Here is a 17,076-nt window from a genome sequence, read left to right as displayed (position 1 = left end):
CTTGATTTTTAACTATAAAATAGAATTCTATAACGTACCGAAATCCCTTTCCCTTACGCCACTTTCGCGGAAGCGAAATCTATATTTATCCCAATACACACCACAAACTAGTCCCTAAGCGACTAGCAAATTTTGGGATTACAAATGCAATTAACCAGTACATTCAACAAACAGAAAAAAGGCATAGAGCTTCATTTTAGCGAAGTCCTTCCTAAAGAACTAGCATTTCATTTAAAGGAACTTGGTTTCAAGGAAACGCTGTCAGACCCAATGAAATGGTACGTTGACAATCATCCTGCATACTGTCGCTATGTAGAAGAGCTGGAAAAGGAATTTGCAAAAGATGGCGATTGGAAACAAGTATTGATCCATCCATCTTTTGAATCGTCCTTAGAAAACATTGACAAAGGGCAATTTACCTATGTAACCATCTTCCTTAAGGGGCAGGAAAAAGCAGAACAGGAAAACTATGTCGTTTTCGATTCTTACAAGAAAGTCACTCACGAGATAGCCAGCCGTTTTGCAATGCGCAAGTATGGCGATATGCTCAAACATATAGAAGTACATCCACGCAACTACAAGAGAAAGTCACGCGTCCTGTTTAGAGACGGGAAAGTGATTGATGGTATGGTCGCTTTAGAAAGCGTGCCTACCCAAAACGAAGTTGTTAAGGGAGTGGCTGAAAATTATGAGCTAGTCGCTAAGGAAAGAGATACAACAACTGACAAAGTCCCTATAGAAGGAGCTGAAGAAAAAAAGGAAGTCGTTAAGGAACCAGAAAATGATTCTGGTTATAAAACTGATGCAGAACGTGAGCTTTCCACAAGATCTGTTTTAAAGGAAGTCATAGAAAAACTGAACGAGCAAACCGAAGAACTGGATGGCGAACCTGAAACCATTATCGCCACCACCGTAAGTGATCTGGAAGACGCTGCCGATCAATGGAGCGAAATCCATTTTAAGAATCATCTCTTAAAAGCACTTCAGAATTTTAAAGATTGGGTGTACGATCTGGCTATTAAAGATCGGGCGATGGCATTAATGCAAGTGAATCGCTTGAATCAATCTTTGGATTTGGAGCTTATTCCGCTAAAAGAAGTTGAAACCGAAGCTAGGTCTATTGCCAAAGATATTTTTAATCGTGATCATATCGTTCCCAATGTACTTGTTCCTGTTCACGCTGGCGAGCCTTTCCAGTCTGGCAGTTTGACCATAGGCGATGGTAACTTCTTAAAGTTTAAGTTTCCCCAACTTTATACAGTAAATGATGAGAACTTGAAACAGGTTTCTGGTTTGGAGCTCTTTCAACTTTCACAAATGCCGCATCCCAATGATTATGGTATTGCCGTAAATCGCTCAACGCTTTTACAAGAATGGGAAAATCGTGGCCCAGAAGCATTTGCAACCATCGGTTATCCTACGGATCTCAATTATCCTTATGTGAACATTCACGCAGGTTATAAAAGCGTTTCGCCATTGGGTGCTGAAATTGACATCGAGAATAACAGCCACAAATGGTGGTCTGTGGTAGAACATTCACGTCCCATCGCAGATCCACAGAAAGGAATCGAGATTATCGATGCGATGTTACTGCAATTGGTAGAAGATCATCTGGACTATATGAATCCTAAAACTGGTAAACCCAAAACGGATAAGAAATCTAAAGAAGCCTTTAACGAGATGCAATGGCAGATGAATCGTTTGGAACGTTCTAAAGCCAATATTCAGGATTATTTGGAAGTACAGCAAAAACCAGACAACAAATCGAAATCACTTCCCAAAAAGCAAAAGGCTCAAAAATCAACTACTAAAAACGATTATATTGATCGTGTGGTGGCTGTGATGCATACCGCTTTCGCGAAAGCGCAACGCCCATCAAAAAAGAAAGTCGAAGCATTAAAAGAAGAAACGGGCTCACCCAATTTAGGTGCACTTTGGGAAGCGGTGGAATTGAGTTGGTTATTGTGGTACAAAATGCTCTACAAAGAGCCAATTCCTTTTGAAAGTCGCTTACGTAAAATGGACTCTTTTTGGAGTCAAGTGCAGCCGACATACGCCTATTCAGATAGTAGTAAAGAACTCTATAAGCAATATTCTACGCCTTGTCCCATAGGCGCCATCGTTGCAGAATACACCCAAATGAAGGATGCAGAATTCATCTTTGAACCCAGCGCAGGAAACGGTCTATTGCTCGTAGGTGCAAATCCACGAATCACGCACGTAAACGAGATTGATGCCAGCCGAAAAAAGTCGCTAGAGTATCAGGGTTTTGGTCGCATCACAAATGACAATGCTGCTGAACCTTTTCCTGAAGTGATGAATAAAGTGCACGATGTGGTAGTGACCAATCCGCCATTTGCTAGATGGGAAGCGTCCAAATTTGATAAGCAGCGTATCGCCAATAAATATTTCAACAAGCAGCGTGGTATTGCAAACCATATTAGGCTAGAACATTTGATGGCTGGACTGGCGTTGCACACGATGAAAGATGATGGCAAAGCGGCGATTATCATTATGGGTCACGTTTATTTTGGCGAAGATGGGCTGTTTGCAAAATACCGTCCATTTTTCAATTGGTTATACCGTCATTATCACGTGGACGATATTATCAATATGAACAGCTACAAGCTCTATAATAAGCAAGGTGCTGTGACTAAAACGATGCTTATTCTGGTAGGTGGTCGTAAATCAAAACCATCTGGTGTTGCGCCAGATCAGACTAAAGCACCAGACTTAGATACAATGGTGGAAACGTTTTTTGATCTCTGGAAACGTGTCAAGTCACACATTATACCCAACTTAAACACACTCATCTCGCAACTTAAAAAAGCACGAATACAATGATATTTTATAACAATCAATTAATGTCTGGCGATGTTAAGGCACGACTTTTTATGGTTTCAAATCCTTCAAAATTTGAAAGGTTTGAAGATCACGAAGCAGGCATATTCATCCAGCTACACGAACTCATCGAGCAAGCCACAGCAATGGGCGATGATCCCATTGCGCTTATCGAAGAGTACTTGGAAGTCATCTATAATGATGGGACGAGTACTGAAGAAATTGCCAGCTTTTTGTTGGAAACCGATAAGATGCAGACCGCGCTATGGACGCTCAAAGAAAGTTGGGATAAAATGGACGACAGCCTGCCTACAGACTCATTAATGTATGGCGGAATGGATAAGGAAGATGCTGTGCAATTGTATTCAGAAACCACGCTTCGCAGTTACTTGGAAGCACTAGCACTTTTCAAGAATGAATAACGAAGAACTCGATATCAAGGAAGCTGAATACAGCCAAAACGCAGATGAAGTTGCAAAACTTGCAACTCAGGAAGCGGCATTAGTGCCTTATGTGTCCAAGTCGCAAGCGCCTTATAAAATGAACACGCTTATCCCGCGCAATATGGCTTTTGAAGTACAAAAGTCATTAAATCGTATTGTAAAGGACAAAGGCAACATTGACAATTATGTACGTAACCAGCTCAAGTATGAATCTACCAAAGAGATGTGGAAAGGTCTCGGTGCAGAACAAGTTGATGCTGTGGGATTATATCTCAAGCAATTTGAGAACGAGCAAGGTATTATCATAGCAGATCAAACGGGAATTGGGAAAGGCAGGCAAGCAGCGGCGGTGATACGACACGCAGTTATGCAGGGCTTTCTTCCCGTTTTCTTTACCAAAAAGCCAGACCTTTTTACAGATATGTACCGCGATCTCAAAGCGATTGGTTTTGACAACATCCGCCCATTTATCGTCAACACCGATACAGATTCAAAGGTAAAAGATGCCCAAGGTAATGTGGTCTTTACACCGATGAGCAGCAAGGCACAATATGACCTGATTACCACAGAAAAAGAGTATCCCACAGAAAGCATCGAGTCTATTGAGTGGCACAAGAAAATCGGTAAGAATTTACCAGATCCAGATAAGGTGCCATTTATCACTATCACGGAAACCTTAGACCATTTGCCTGTAGGCTACGATATGATTTTTTGCACCTATTCACAGGTACAGTCTGCACATCCTTACAAAAGATTGTGGCTGGAAAGTATGGTCAACAATGGTCTGGAAGGCAGCAAGAAATATAAGAAGGTCATATTTATTCTCGATGAGTCGCATATGGCAGGTGGTTTTGATTCCATCATTGGGACGTGGATGCGCAACGTATTACCACAAACCAAAGCCTGTTGCTTTTTAAGTGCTACGTTCGCCAAATATCCCGAAGTGATGCCGTTTTATGCAAAGAAAACCGCTATTGCCGAAACTGGACTGACCGATGCAAGTTTTGTACGTTCTATGACCAGCGGAGGACTGGCGCTTCAGGAAATTGTGGCGTCCAACCTCTCCGAAAGTGGTCAGCTCATTCGTAGGCAAAGATCAAATGAAGGTATCAAAGTAGATTATATCACGCTCGATGCAGAACCACAGCGCAGCATCAGCCGTGCGAGTGTCAATAGTATCATTTCCTTGATGAATGAAGTTGTTCAGTTTGAACAGGAATTTGTCGCGCCTGTTTTGGCAGATATTCACGCTTCCGCGAAAGCGCAAGGAGAGCATATGTCTTCTAAACCAAGGAGTCTTGGCGTAAAGCAATCGCCATACTTTTCCAGAGTGTTCAATATCGTTGACCAAATGCTATTTGCGCTTAAGGTAAAGGATGTGGTAGATCACACCATTAAATTATTGAAGGAAAACAAGAAGGTCGTGATTGCTTTTAAGTCAACAATGGGTGCATTTTTGAAAGAGATGAACTTGGTAAGTGGAGATGTGATTCCCAAGGAACAGATGGATTTTGTGAGAACCTTGGTTCGCGGTCTTGACGGAATTTTCAATTACAGTTATACCGCAATTGATGGCTCAAAAACACGTGAACGCATAGAACTGGAAGAGCTATCGCAAAAAGGTATTGAGAAATACAAAGACATTAAAAAGCGAATGGTTTTAGAAAGTTCAGGACTTTCAATCTCGCCTATTGATGAGTTGATTCACTTCATCGAGAAGGAGAAAAAACCAAAACATCTTGGCGGTCATACTGATTTGTATTTTAAAGTTGCCGAAGTCACAGGTCGTAATCAGCGCATTGCGATAGAAGGCGACGAAGCTGTGGTGCAATCCTTCCGCAGTAATACAGAGCGCTCTTTTAGAATGTTCAATAGTGGCGATTATGATGTGCTGCTGATTAATCAGAGTGGTTCTACAGGCTCATCGGCGCACGCAAGTAAAGATTTTAAGGATCAGCGCCAGCGTGCGATGATCGTGCATCAGTTTGAATTAGATATCAATACTGAAGTTCAAAAGCGTGGTCGTATCAATCGTACTGGTCAAGTAGTATTACCTGAATACTATTACATCACAAGCGACATCCCAACGGAAAAACGGTTGATGACTATGCTCAAGGCGAAATTGAAATCGCTGGATGCCAATACCACAGGCTCACAAAAAACCAATGATGAAACATTAAAAAGTGCTGATTTCTTAAATAAATATGGCGATATCGCTGCGTGGAATTGGGTAGATGAGAACCAGGAAATGATGGAGCAATTGGGTTATCCAACGTATCAAAAGAAAACAGATAAAAATGGCTATATACGCTATGAGCGTAATGGTTTTAAAGATGGAGCTGTACGTCAGTTGACTGGTAGAGCTGGATTGCTGAAAGTTGAAGAACAAGATGCACTTTATGATGATCTTCTGGAACGCTACGACCATCAGATCAAACTTGAAAAACAACAAGGAACTTATGATCTGGAAACAGAGTTCCTGCCACTTGATGCCGAAACCAAGAAACGTTTTTTGTTTCAGAAAGGTCAAGGTGGTGCTACACCATTTGGGAAAGACACGGTGCGCGATATTACGATTGTCAATAATCTAAAACGACCCTTTACTAAACAAGACATTGATAAACGTATCACAGACTCACTCGAAGGACAGAAACCTGTTCAAGTACGAATGAAAATGGTAGATGCCATCAATGAGAAATATCCATTGCTTATTGAAGAGCGTAAAGCAAAAAAGCTTGATGTCATAAATAGGTTGAAAGAAGATCGCGACGATCTACCGCAACGTGGTAGCGGCGATACTGAAAAGGAAAATGAGCGTATTCAGTCTGACTGGACAAAGCTGGAAGAAATCATTCACGCCAAGACATCTCAGCTCGCCACTTATGTGGCAGGCTTGGAGAATACGAAGCGTTCTATCGTTAGGTATATCACAATGTGGAACATTGGCGACGTGGTGCGTGTTCCGTTTATTGGGACAACCATCAATCCATCTTGGGGAATATTTCTGGGCGTGAGTATTGGCAAGTCTGGTAAGAATCCATATACGTTGAGTAACATCAGTTTGAAATTTGGCGTCACAGATTCACGAAAAATCCTGACCTATAGTCTGCAACCAGCAGAGCAGAGTTTTATCTCACAGATTTTTACGGAAAGCCGTGACATTTCCGAAGCAGATGTACAGATGGTCAATCTGGAATGGAATGAGCTGATTAAAAAAGCATCTTCTAAAAGAGAACGCCGTCACATCCTTACGGAGAATATTGTGGGTGCATCCAACCAGATAGGCACACAGAACAAGCTCATTAAATACAATACCAAAGAAGGAACCATCAAAAACGGCATTTTGCTACATCGCGATTTTGGTAAGGATGGTGAAGCAAATTCCGCAGTACTGCCTATTTCTGAAGCATTCAATATCATTCGGAAACTGGAAATAGATGACTTCTTTGCAGATCATAAGCTCAACTTTCGCGTTAAGCGAATAAGTGAAAATTATTTTCAGTTGTACCTGGATAAAAAGGATTTGTACTCGGCTATTATTGATGAGAAGCTGCGTTCGTTTTTAAAACGTGCTGAAGGACAATCAAACGATGAGCTACCAGATTTTGTGCAGAACGCTGGCGATATGACGGCAGCGTTACATATAGAAAAGTTGCAGTTGTTTCTGAACCGTTTGGATGCGTTTGGTGTTCAATTCTTAGGACACGCTCGCGAACTTGAAGATTGGGAAATTGAAAATGAAGCCGACTGGAAGTCGAAGACAAAATCCACTTCTGGCAGCTATAAATACCGATTGGGTCGTGCGTATGGCCAAGGAAGCAATCCTACGACTGGCTTTGTGAGTTATGAAGAGCCGAATTCACAGTATGCGTATGGTTTAGTTATTTACAACAGACCACTTTCAGATAAGGAAAAGTTTAATTATTCATTGATTCCTGTCTTTAAAAATGTGGAAGAACCGTATCAGCTTTGGAAAACAGAAACGCTCACATCAGGTTTGAAAGATGATTTTAATAACATCGTTGGTGATGCAAAAAGATTACCGCTACACGATGCTATAGAGAGATTGGGGTATTTCATCTTAAACCATCCACACGAAGATGGTAACGCCGAATTTGTTTTTGGCGATTATACGGCACAGGATCTTGGTCGCATCTTTTATGAAGACACCATTGCACAAATTTCTGCCATTGATGAAATCTTAAATCAATTACAAATCGTCGAGATCTAATGAAAGTGAACCCAAATAAAATGTACGTTTTGTACAGTCCATTCTACAATACGCGTAAAGGTATTTTTAGTGGAAAACCAACAACGATGCAAGAGCTAAAAAATAAATTTAGACGTGGTATGGATGCTCAAATGATCGTGGCCATTTATTCTACAAAGAAAGAAGCCAACGCTGCCGCAGATACACTTTTTAAAAAATCACGCAAGTATGACAAATAGAAAACTCGATATCCCAGAAGTACAACAGATTCCGCAATTTATGAAAGTGATGGATGATCTGAGTGTTGGGAATAATCCATATTTAGTTGGAAGTGCCGGAACTGGAAAAACTACGTTAGGCGAAAAGATTGCCTATGCTATCAATGGAAGGTCTGAAAATGATGGACAAGAATTGCCTTTTACTATCGTGAATTGCAACCAATGGACATCGCCTATCGATATTAAAGGCGGTCAAACCATTACAGGCTACAAAGAAGGTGCATTGATCGAAGCCTGGCGTGATGGAAAAATCTTGATTCTGGATGAAATGCCAAAGTTGGACGCTAATACCGCAGGGTTACTCAATGATGCTCTGGCTAAGAGCGCCAAAGAAGACGCTATTATTTTTAATGGTAAGAATGAGCCAGTCGTAAAGCACCGCAACTTTGGTTGTATTGCTACTGGTAACGTGATTGGTAAAGGAGCGAGTGGTAACTACGTTGGAAACAACAAACAGGATGCGTCACTTTTAGATCGTTTTAGCGGTTGCATCTATCGCATAGGATTCAACGAAACTTTAGAGCGGCAGCTCGTTTATCCGCCAGTAGTGAATATTTGTCTGGAGATACGTAAATCCATCCTACGTTACGAAGGAAAAGAAGGTGGTGATGACGATACTGAAGATATAATGACCTTGCGTACAATGCTCAACCTAGAACGCGCTTACGAACTCGAAATGAAGCGCGAAACAGGAATGAAAGATGAGTTTGGAAAGACCTATCGCAAAATGCCTAATGGCAAAACGTTGAAAGATGCACTTCATAGCTATTTCCTTGCAATGAACAAAGAAAAAGCGGAGCACATAAAAACAGAAGTGAATCTGGAAGGATTTCTTAATTCCTATAAAGGCAGTGTGATGAAGGCTGAATTTATTAAGGAGTTTAAGAGGCGGATTGGGTAGGGTTATTTTATCTTTAGCTTTTAGAAAACAGATATAGTTGCTGTTTTGTTTATCGATATATCGTTAAACCAATCTGTAAAAGGCGAAACTAATCCTAAGGATGAGCCAATGGTCATAAGCGCAGGATTTAGCGTAGCGATACCACCAATAATCGTAACTACTGCTGCGGTTGTTGTAGAAAGTTTTCCTATTTTCTTAATTCCATTAACGGCCTTAACTTTTTTGCTGCTTTTTAAATAGTCGTTTACATCCTCTATAATATTTTTGATATTATATTCAGCGTCACTTTTTCCTCCTTTTGTAATTGTTGATAGGTAATCTTGATAAAAACCTTTTTCACTTTCAATTATTGAAGCGAATTTTGTTAATGAAATTCTAGTATCAAGATCAAACTCAGCACTTTTTAATATTTTCTCAGTCAATAGCGAACTGAGAAGTTTATCATAAATATTACCTGCCTCACTCAAATTCTGTTTAAATATCAATTCCGCATCATCATTAACTATACGTTGATATTCTTTGTCTGATTCTGCTATTGTATATGGGTTTAAGTTACATTTATTTGCTATAGAGAGCATATTCAATAATGTTATTGTTTGTGCATTAGCGTTTGAAGTTTTAAAAACTCTATTAATTAGTTTTTTTGATTTCTTATTCCAAGAAAATGGGTTAGGTATTATAACGAATCTACCTGATTTTGCTAAATCTAAAGCCAGTACTAAGTTTTTGCATAGGTCTCCAATTCTTAGTATTTCAGACGATTTTATTTTTCTTTTATAAAGAATACGTTCATAAACATAGTCAAGCATCACAACACGGTCGCCTAACAGGTAGCCTGTTCTCAAAGCAAGTTCGAAATCATCTACCAATCCAAAAAGGCCATTTTGTATAACTGCGTCTATTTTATCCTTTAGAATGTCAATAGCAGATTCTGATTTTTCCCAAATTTTATCGAGATCTAACTTGAGTTTATCAAAGTCACTAACCGAAGTTGTATCAGGGAAAAATTGTACTGATCCGTTTAATATCCTTATATCAAGGTTTCTTAGTATTGCTTCAATATAACTAATCGTAAAATGGTTGTAGTTTTCAGAATCCAAAGTAGTAGGTGCATTTAGTTTTAGTCAATTTTTTTATCTCTTTTTTTAAAATTTTATGGTTGCTATAATTCGATCTTAAATGCTTTTTTATAGTTTTCCATCTATCAAACTTCTTAGTTTGCGCCCTCAGTACACAACCTATAGCAGCAACTCCCATTTCATCTATATTGAAATTGTCATTATTTCTATTTGAATAAAGGTAAATAAGCTTGAATAATATTTTTTTAGGAACAAGATTGTCACACATTCTGCCAAAGTAGATCATATCACCACCGAACAAAATGCCTTCCTCTTCATCTAAAACGTGGTAGACGTGCCTCCAAAAAGCCTTACTACTAATGTCCCATAAATAATCTATGTAATCGCAGATATAATCTTCTTCAAAAGTTCTATGATTTACTTTTACATAGATTTCATCTGGAGTTAAGCTCTCTACAACTTTTCTGGCTACATCTGGTTGCAGTTCTTCGAGTGCTAAGTGGAAATTTTCAGTACCTCTTTCTTTCAGTAGTTTCTTTTTTAATTTATGAGTGTTTTCCATAATTTATTTGAAATTTGAAGCTAGTTTTTCTAAATGCTCTGTTTTAATAACCTCACTTATTGGACTAGTCCAATGAATAAAACCTGGGTTTTTATCTCTGGAGTTAGAAATCAATTGAAAATAAAGCTTAAGGTTCTCTTTTTGAAGATCATTCATTTTTTCAAATTCAGCAGTAATTTCTTCAGTGGTTTTGGTTATGATGAAATTTGATAATTTACCACATATACCTACAAAAATATCAGACAACTGAATAAGTATGGAATCTTGAGATTTTACAAATGAGTATTTAGAAAGCTCTTTTGATTTGTAAAGTAGTTTATATTTTTTTATTATTTTTTCTATAACAATTTCTTCATCAAAAGTATGCGTTGCTTTGTTGAAAAGATATATTGGTCTGAGATAGAAATGCGAAAAGTCCTTGATAATTTGCAAATCTTCTTCATTTTGAATAAATACTAGCTCTTCAGAATCATTGACTGCGTTTATAAATACTTTTAAGTATTCTGAAAATTCTTCATCCTCTTTATAGTCCTTAAGTAGATTGAATAAATCAGTTGCAAAATTCTCTAAATCTTCTCCTTTAATGTTAGGGTAATTATAACTAAAAAAAATCTGCTGGGCTTTCTCAATTTCTTTTCTAATGACTTGATAGATTACGTCCTTTAACTTATCTATAAACTGCGGACCCTTATCAAATATTGATTTATCATTCATTATGGCCGAATCAACAATATCTACAATCCCGAAGTATAATATATTGAGAGATGAAAAATGAACATCAAATTCACTGTCTGTTATAAATTCTAAATACATTTTGAACTTCCACGACTTTAAGCAGTCAGTAAAAGAACCGGTTGCTATATTTTTGAATTTTAACTCATTTACATTTGCCTGAAGTTTCAAGGACTTTCTGAACTCTTCAAATTCTATAAGTTCTTCATTATCTATGATGCCACCTAATACAAAGTTACTGTCAATGGAAACATTAAACTCTTCTTGGGTTATGTAAACCTTTCCGAAATTGTTCGTTTCGTCATAGTAGAAATGGCATACTTCATCAAAATTGACGTGAGGAGCACTTGATAAAGTTGCGTCTCTAATTTTTTCTGTTTCAAAGTCTGTAGGCTCCTGTTCTTCAGTTTTCATAAAATTAGTTTTCAAAAAGTAATAGGAATTTAGTGCTTTTCGATTTAATCTTTAAAATCTCATCAGCATTTTTGTCTGTATTAAGCAAGCACCAATATTTTTGTTCGTTCCATACAAAATCACGTTTTAATCCAGAACCCTTTTGAGATATAAAACCCCAAAACCAAAGATCGTCCCAAACTTCCATTTGTTCTGAAGAATACAGGTTTTGCAAATACTTGTTGATTTTATCAAAGTTCCATTTAATTGCAGGATTCAATTTGTAAAATATGGCCTCAATAACTGCATCAACGGGAAGATATATTTTTTCATTGACATCAATTTTTGTTGGTGCATCGTCCCAAATTTTGAATGCACCATCATATTGACCATTATGCAAATGATATATTGTTTTAGTAAATAAAGCAGAAGTTTTCTTTCCCCAACCGCTTTGTGAGATCATTGACTCATATAAGTCTTGATAATTGAATTTATTTGTATTATTTGGATTGAGTAATAGGATAAAATCTTTTAAAGAACTTAAGTTATTCTTTCCTTTATAAACCTTCTGAAAGAAGTCTGATAACTTGTCAAGATTGGGCTGGCTTTGAGTGTTTGCAATATGATGTAACAAGGAGTAGACCTTGTCTTCAGTAGATTCAAATGGCTCTAAAAAGGATTTATAGGATTTGGATTGGACCAGGTGGTTGTGATGTCTATTTTCTTTTAGAAAATTAAATAACCTATTGATTGAGTTGCGAAATGTATTGTCTGTCATCACTCTTTAAGATTTTACTTCGACAGATCCATCTGCACTGACCCAATAATGAATAATTCCTATCTTATTTAATTCAGGTACAATACTACCTATTGCTTTTCTAATCTGTTCATCTTCTGGATGAGCGATTGCAATAATTGCATCAGGATAAGACACTTTTGTCTCCAGACATTTAATAATAGCTTTTCCCAAATGAGTCTTGATTTGTCCTGAGTTAAAAAAATCTCGTCTTTTGGTTGGGGAATCTTTGTGTGCTTTTGCTCCTTTTACTGTGATTAAAAGTTTTTTATTGTTGCGTAGAGCAACAATATCGTATCCTCTTGTTTGTCCTAAGCAATAGCTTTCTATTGAATAACCTTGATTTTCTAAGTGAGGCATAAGAAGTTCAATAGTTCTATTTTCCGTAAGTTTACCCATATTTGTGTTTGAAATCCATCACAAGATAATTTAATTACTACCTACTCAAAAAAATCAACGTCCCAAACTACAATCCCATCCTCAAACAACTCACACCACTAATTCTATTTTTAAAAGAATTACGTGAGTCGACCACAAAAACATATCGCCCAGAGTGACAGTGGCAAATACAACTATCTCTTGTTTGATAGTGTGTTTGCCTTTAATGCGTTTGTAGATCACGAGATCCAGCAACTGTCCAGTAGCAATGCTTCACGATGGAACAATGTGGTACAAAGCACATCCCAAAACTTAAATTTTGGTACCGACTGGTACGGTACACCTACGCCAAAAGATGTGAAAGAACTTGAAAAACATCGCACCTTTTTAGGAATGAAACTGGCGCAGAAAATTCAACCGCAGATTAAAGATAAACTGGCGACTTATTTAGACTATCTACAGGATTCTGTATTGCCCAAACCTAAAATGGCGTACAACAATCGCGGTCTTGGCGTGTTCTCTTTTGAGCGTGCTGCGATGGCGATGTACAAGGACTTTCCTGTAAATACCCAAACGCCAGTCAGTACCGCCGTGAGCCAGATGAATATAGAACTACGCAATCATCAGATATCTACTTCGGTAAAAAGTGTGTACGCCTATTTTCAGGATAAGCAGATGAGTTATCCATCGGTGCAACTGTATATAATGGCCGGTGCAAATGCTAATGTGAAGGGCAATCAATTGCTTTATGTTGGGCTTGCCTGTGCTGAGTTGGTTGACTTTCTGGAACTGCGTGGCATTTCTGTAGAAGTTAATGTGCTTTTGGGCACGTCTTTCAGCAATCAAGTGGCAATGGCTTGTGTGCGTGTCAAGCGTTTTCAAGACAGACTGGACAAGAATCAGTTGTTGCTTATCAGTAGCGATCCGCGCTATTTTAGATATCGTGGTTTTAAAAGTTTAGTAGCGTTGAGCAACTATTTCGGCTTGACGATTCCGTCTGGTTTGGGATCGATTACGGCTCAAATGGGTACCGCTTTCGCGAAAGCGATCAACCCAAAAGGCTTCGTGTTTGAACAAAGTTACGCGATGGAAACCGCAGTCAAGGAAGTGACCCAGATCATAGAAAATTATAAAAACCAACTCGCTGCCTGATGAAAAAGAAATTGAAACAAAGCGTGATAGACGCTATTATGGACAGAGCTGTTGAAATCAATAAAGCGTGCAAAGAACAATGTAGGGATTTTGAGATTATGCTTTCGCGACAGCGAGAAAACTCACTCATCCTGCGCTGGACGAGCATAGATATATCTAACGAAGATAATCCGGTGCAGCAATATCGATATGAATGTTTCCAAACGGATGGGACATCGCAAATGTGCTCCGTTCATTATGCAGATCAGGACGAAGCAAACGAGTTTATCTGGTCGCTGGAGCCGCTGTACCATCAACAATTTGCCATAGATCATAAATTATAGAAAATGTATAGAACCAAAGATATTTCAAAAGCCGAATTAAAAGCACTTGCCATAAAAAATCAAGACGAGATTGTAGCGCTTACGGGTAGCGAGCTTGATCCTGTAAAAGCCTGGGAAGTCATAAAACAGGCATCAGATAATTTCACAAATAGCGACCTAAAAGCGCAGGAAGCAGACACGCTTTTATACGAAATGCTACATCCTGATGAGAAATCTGCAAGTGGAGAAATTTACATAATGAGTGATGGCTTTCAATGGCAGCTACTCTCAAAGGCCGAAGCAAAAAAACGTTTTAAAACCGATAAAGAAGTGTACGGCATAGACCGTTCTTCTGAAACCGAAGCGCTTATTGAGAGCAACGGAGATATGGAACGCTTTGAAGAATTTGGCGTGGAGCATACAAACAATGACGTAAAGCGAAAGCCAAAAGCGAAAGCCGAGAAAAAAACGGCATCGTCTAAAGAAACTATACGTATACAGGAAAAAGAACGTGCCAGAGCCTTATCGCTTTTGGAACTTGAATTATTAATCGCCGCCTAAAGAATAATTATGACCATAGAAAAATTACAAAAGCTCAAATTGAGCGCCGTGCAACCAGATGCCTTGCAAACCGCAGTTAAAGAATTGCTGGCAGACTATAAGGAAACTTCAGATAAAGAAGCCTTTGAAGAAATAGCCAGAGAGAATATTGAAAAAGTATTCTCGATGGTAGAGCGACTTTCGCCAGACGCCATCGTGAAAGAAACAAAGCCAGCTAAAAAGAAAGCGCCATCTAAAACGGTCAAAAGGGAACTGGATAAAATGACCAGTGATATTAAGCTGTGTAGAGCGAAAATCCGCAAGTTTAATGAAGAGAAGCGCAAAAACGAGCCTAAGAAACCCAAACCGATGCGCCACACTAAAATCAAAGGGCATTTTATTTCGATAGCCAATCTGATTCCAGCTAAATTAAAGGATGATGTAGGTGTGCAAAAAGAAGCCGAAAAAGTCTTATTACGTGCTCATCGTGGTATTATGAACGCCTATAAAATGAATTTTGTAACGACCGAAAAAGGCGTAGATGCCATTAAAGAGAAGTTTGACAAAATGGAAGAAAAAGCTAAAAAGTAATTATGAATAAAAAAGTATTGATCATCACGGGCGCAGGTCTTGCCATAGGTATTGCCGAGGCGCTTATTTACTATAATCTAGGTAAGAACGCAGAAAGCGATAAGTTTAAACTGCAAATCCCTAAAGGTGCTGAATTACTAAAAACCACTGGTATCATTATCGCAACGTCGCTTGCCACCGCAGCACTTTCAAACATAATAGAAAGCTCACTTACCGAAAAACCAAAACTCATCCCAATACCTGCATAATTATGAAAAAGATAGAACACCAAATAATCCTACAACGTAATCAGCTTGCCAAAAAGTTGTTGCTACAACCCATACAAGAGAAAATTGAAATCTTTGACCGTATGCACAAGCTACTGGATAATGTTTCGGTTTGTGAGAAAGATGCACTTTTGGAAGAGCTGGAAGCTCTCGATCTGGAAATTTTAGAAGACATCGATGAAGAATATGCTGATCAACTAGAGCACAACGAAATTACTGAAGAGCTTAAAGAAAAACAAGTTGAGTTTGAGAAAGTAATGGATGATATACCAGCGCCTAATACAAAAAAGAAACCTACTGACGAAGACATCATTAATGAGCTTGTAAAAATGGGACGTACTGAAAATATCGGTAGATCTACGTTTAAAGATCTGGGCGTTAAGGTTGCTTTAGGTTGGGAAACAATTATTGGGAAGTATCGCGTGACCAGGACGAGTGTGTTTAGGTATAGGTATGGGATTGAGAGGATATAATCAGCTTTCTTAAATCTTAAATTAATTCAATTACTTTAACGGGTTTGGTTCCATCAATATTTTCATAAACCCAAGTTTTAGGGTCTTTTGTAGGTTGTAAAAGTCGCCCAAATTCAATTGCTAAAGATGCAGGCATCGCTGGTAATACGTGTATAGTACAGTCATTTCCAACCTCATTTTGAATCTTATTTAATAAGCTTCTACATTTTTTTATAAAAAGAGTTTTCTCTACTCTTTTAGTAAGAAATCCTTGTACTGGTTCTATGGTGGTTATCTTATAGACGTGCGGTGTTCCTTGAACCATATTGACGTATTTATCTTCATTAAGATAATCACTTAAAGCAATCAGGATAATTACATTTTTATCTTTTCCTACCTTAAGTTTTAATGTTTCATATTGTAAATCAGTTTGAATTCCTGTATCCCATTTCCATTTATCTTTCAAGATATCGGTTCTTCGAGGTTCAAAAATTTGAGCTGAAATTTTATCCCCCAACTTTCTGCCTAAATACATCAATAATGGCTGAGGAGCCAAACCGAAAACAGATAAATGATTAATATCTCCATTCTGTATCACGCGGTCTGTGCTATGGTATAGTTGATCAATCTTACTTTTAATATAGTCCCATTCACTAATGACTTCTCTTTGAAAATCTCCAAATTCAATTTTCAACCAATTTTCACGAATTTGATCAGGGAAATCTGGCAAAAGAGCTTCTGTAATTGAAATATCTCCAAACATTGGATGCTGTCCACCTATAGCAGATGTAAATAATAATGGCCTTGATCTATTTGAAGGCTGGTCTAAAAGCATTCTAACACGAGTAGTGTGATCAGACTTCATTTTTTTTAGTCTTTCAACTGAATAATTTTTTCTGGTTTCTGTACCATCTACTTCTTTGTGGCATCTATCACATAAAAGAATTATATTTTCTGGATCTTTTTCTAATTCTTCAGATAGATGGCTTCCTCTCGGGCCACCCTTTTTAGCACCTATTATATGTGCCATTTCTCCGAAATTTCTTTTACCCAATGTCAATTTGTTATACCATAATGGTATATTACAATCTGTGAATTGACACCTTCCTGCTGCCTCTGTCCACACTTTAAGTTTAACGTGATCTGGAATACTTGACATA

General features: G+C 38.2%; 17 protein-coding genes. 11 read left to right on the top strand and 6 right to left on the bottom strand.

Features of this window, described 5'->3' with window-relative positions; genetic code table 11:
• Positions 1–132 precede the first annotated feature (132 nt).
• The 5 genes from ACVC5O_RS14265 to ACVC5O_RS14245 are packed head-to-tail and all read left to right on the top strand — an operon-like array spanning position 133 to position 8,673.
• Positions 133–2,844, top strand: coding sequence for an N-6 DNA methylase (locus ACVC5O_RS14265; RefSeq protein ID WP_452222161.1), 2,712 nt, complete (start codon positions 133–135; stop codon positions 2,842–2,844).
• Positions 2,845–2,864: 20 nt separating this feature from the next.
• The gene (locus ACVC5O_RS14260) at positions 2,865–3,263 is read left to right on the top strand and encodes a hypothetical protein (RefSeq protein ID WP_452222160.1); all 399 of its coding nucleotides are present in this window, start codon (positions 2,865–2,867) and stop codon (positions 3,261–3,263) included.
• Complete coding sequence (locus tag ACVC5O_RS14255) at positions 3,256–7,515, top strand: strawberry notch C-terminal domain-containing protein (RefSeq protein WP_452222159.1); 4,260 nt, start codon at positions 3,256–3,258, stop codon at positions 7,513–7,515. The genes ACVC5O_RS14260 and ACVC5O_RS14255 overlap by 8 nt, the downstream gene beginning before the upstream one ends.
• A 29-nt stretch (positions 7,516–7,544) precedes the next feature.
• Positions 7,545–7,733, top strand: coding sequence for a hypothetical protein (locus ACVC5O_RS14250; RefSeq protein WP_452222158.1), 189 nt, complete (start codon positions 7,545–7,547; stop codon positions 7,731–7,733).
• Positions 7,723–8,673, top strand: a complete 951-nt coding sequence (locus tag ACVC5O_RS14245; protein ID WP_015361301.1) for an AAA family ATPase — start codon at positions 7,723–7,725, stop codon at positions 8,671–8,673. Before ACVC5O_RS14250 ends, ACVC5O_RS14245 begins: the two co-directional genes overlap by 11 nt.
• A 20-nt stretch (positions 8,674–8,693) precedes the next feature.
• Here the strand turns inward: ACVC5O_RS14245 and ACVC5O_RS14240 are convergent, their stop codons facing one another.
• The 5 genes from ACVC5O_RS14240 to ACVC5O_RS14220 form a co-directional block, all read right to left on the bottom strand.
• Positions 8,694–9,773: a hypothetical protein gene (locus tag ACVC5O_RS14240; RefSeq protein WP_452222157.1), complete on the bottom strand. Its 1,080-nt coding sequence runs from the start codon at positions 9,771–9,773 to the stop codon at positions 8,694–8,696.
• Positions 9,763–10,314 carry a hypothetical protein gene (locus ACVC5O_RS14235; protein ID WP_452222156.1) on the bottom strand — a complete coding sequence of 184 codons (552 nt, stop codon included), beginning with the start codon at positions 10,312–10,314 and terminating at the stop codon, positions 9,763–9,765. Before ACVC5O_RS14235 ends, ACVC5O_RS14240 begins: the two co-directional genes overlap by 11 nt.
• Positions 10,315–10,317: 3 nt before the next feature.
• The gene (locus ACVC5O_RS14230; RefSeq protein WP_452222155.1) at positions 10,318–11,460 is read right to left on the bottom strand and encodes a DUF3800 domain-containing protein; all 1,143 of its coding nucleotides are present in this window, start codon (positions 11,458–11,460) and stop codon (positions 10,318–10,320) included.
• A gap of 4 nt (positions 11,461–11,464) precedes the next feature.
• Positions 11,465–11,902, bottom strand: a complete 438-nt coding sequence (locus ACVC5O_RS14225) for a hypothetical protein (RefSeq protein ID WP_452222154.1) — start codon at positions 11,900–11,902, stop codon at positions 11,465–11,467.
• Positions 11,903–12,223: 321 nt separating this feature from the next.
• Positions 12,224–12,634, bottom strand: coding sequence for a hypothetical protein (locus ACVC5O_RS14220; RefSeq protein WP_452222153.1), 411 nt, complete (start codon positions 12,632–12,634; stop codon positions 12,224–12,226).
• Between the two features lie 123 nt (positions 12,635–12,757).
• Between ACVC5O_RS14220 and ACVC5O_RS14215 the strand changes: the two genes are divergently transcribed.
• From ACVC5O_RS14215 to ACVC5O_RS14190, 6 genes are read left to right on the top strand one after another with little or no spacing between them, the layout of a single operon-like run.
• Complete coding sequence (locus ACVC5O_RS14215; RefSeq protein ID WP_452222152.1) at positions 12,758–13,765, top strand: DUF7192 family protein; 1,008 nt, start codon at positions 12,758–12,760, stop codon at positions 13,763–13,765.
• Positions 13,765–14,088, top strand: a complete 324-nt coding sequence (locus tag ACVC5O_RS14210; protein WP_452222151.1) for a hypothetical protein — start codon at positions 13,765–13,767, stop codon at positions 14,086–14,088. The genes ACVC5O_RS14215 and ACVC5O_RS14210 overlap by 1 nt, the downstream gene beginning before the upstream one ends.
• A gap of 3 nt (positions 14,089–14,091) precedes the next feature.
• Positions 14,092–14,628 carry a hypothetical protein gene (locus tag ACVC5O_RS14205; protein WP_452222150.1) on the top strand — a complete coding sequence of 179 codons (537 nt, stop codon included), beginning with the start codon at positions 14,092–14,094 and terminating at the stop codon, positions 14,626–14,628.
• A gap of 9 nt (positions 14,629–14,637) precedes the next feature.
• A complete protein-coding gene (locus ACVC5O_RS14200; RefSeq protein WP_452222149.1) occupies positions 14,638–15,198 on the top strand; it encodes a hypothetical protein in 561 nt (186 codons plus the stop codon).
• 2 nt (positions 15,199–15,200) lie between these two features.
• Positions 15,201–15,446 (top strand): hypothetical protein, encoded by a 246-nt coding sequence (locus ACVC5O_RS14195; protein ID WP_219360320.1) that lies wholly within the window; start codon positions 15,201–15,203, stop codon positions 15,444–15,446.
• Between the two features lie 2 nt (positions 15,447–15,448).
• Entirely contained in the window at positions 15,449–15,937 is a 489-nt protein-coding gene (locus tag ACVC5O_RS14190) for a hypothetical protein (RefSeq protein ID WP_452222148.1), read from the top strand.
• Between the two features lie 16 nt (positions 15,938–15,953).
• Here ACVC5O_RS14190 and ACVC5O_RS14185 read toward each other — a convergent pair whose 3' ends face one another.
• The gene (locus ACVC5O_RS14185; protein ID WP_452222147.1) at positions 15,954–17,075 is read right to left on the bottom strand and encodes an SAVED domain-containing protein; all 1,122 of its coding nucleotides are present in this window, start codon (positions 17,073–17,075) and stop codon (positions 15,954–15,956) included.
• Between the last annotated feature and the right edge of the window lies 1 nt (position 17,076).

Source organism: Lacinutrix salivirga (genome assembly GCF_053604675.1).
Note: the sequence above shows the minus strand (reverse complement) of the source record. Positions and strands in the feature narration are given on the sequence as shown.

Excerpts from the sequence above, each read along its gene's own strand:
- ACVC5O_RS14260 (WP_452222160.1), top strand. The coding sequence starts at position 2,865 with ATGTCTGGCGATGTTAAGGCACGACTTTTTATGGTTTCAAATCCTTCA.
- ACVC5O_RS14255 (WP_452222159.1), top strand. The coding sequence starts at position 3,256 with ATGAATAACGAAGAACTCGATATCAAGGAAGCTGAATACAGCCAAAAC.
- ACVC5O_RS14245 (WP_015361301.1), top strand. The coding sequence starts at position 7,723 with ATGACAAATAGAAAACTCGATATCCCAGAAGTACAACAGATTCCGCAA.
- ACVC5O_RS14235 (WP_452222156.1), bottom strand. The coding sequence starts at position 10,314 with ATGGAAAACACTCATAAATTAAAAAAGAAACTACTGAAAGAAAGAGGT.
- ACVC5O_RS14230 (WP_452222155.1), bottom strand. The coding sequence starts at position 11,460 with ATGAAAACTGAAGAACAGGAGCCTACAGACTTTGAAACAGAAAAAATT.
- ACVC5O_RS14225 (WP_452222154.1), bottom strand. The coding sequence starts at position 11,902 with ATGATCTCACAAAGCGGTTGGGGAAAGAAAACTTCTGCTTTATTTACT.
- ACVC5O_RS14220 (WP_452222153.1), bottom strand. The coding sequence starts at position 12,634 with ATGGGTAAACTTACGGAAAATAGAACTATTGAACTTCTTATGCCTCAC.
- ACVC5O_RS14210 (WP_452222151.1), top strand. The coding sequence starts at position 13,765 with ATGAAAAAGAAATTGAAACAAAGCGTGATAGACGCTATTATGGACAGA.
- ACVC5O_RS14205 (WP_452222150.1), top strand. The coding sequence starts at position 14,092 with ATGTATAGAACCAAAGATATTTCAAAAGCCGAATTAAAAGCACTTGCC.
- ACVC5O_RS14200 (WP_452222149.1), top strand. The coding sequence starts at position 14,638 with ATGACCATAGAAAAATTACAAAAGCTCAAATTGAGCGCCGTGCAACCA.
- ACVC5O_RS14195 (WP_219360320.1), top strand. The coding sequence starts at position 15,201 with ATGAATAAAAAAGTATTGATCATCACGGGCGCAGGTCTTGCCATAGGT.
- ACVC5O_RS14190 (WP_452222148.1), top strand. The coding sequence starts at position 15,449 with ATGAAAAAGATAGAACACCAAATAATCCTACAACGTAATCAGCTTGCC.
- ACVC5O_RS14185 (WP_452222147.1), bottom strand. The coding sequence starts at position 17,075 with ATGTCAAGTATTCCAGATCACGTTAAACTTAAAGTGTGGACAGAGGCA.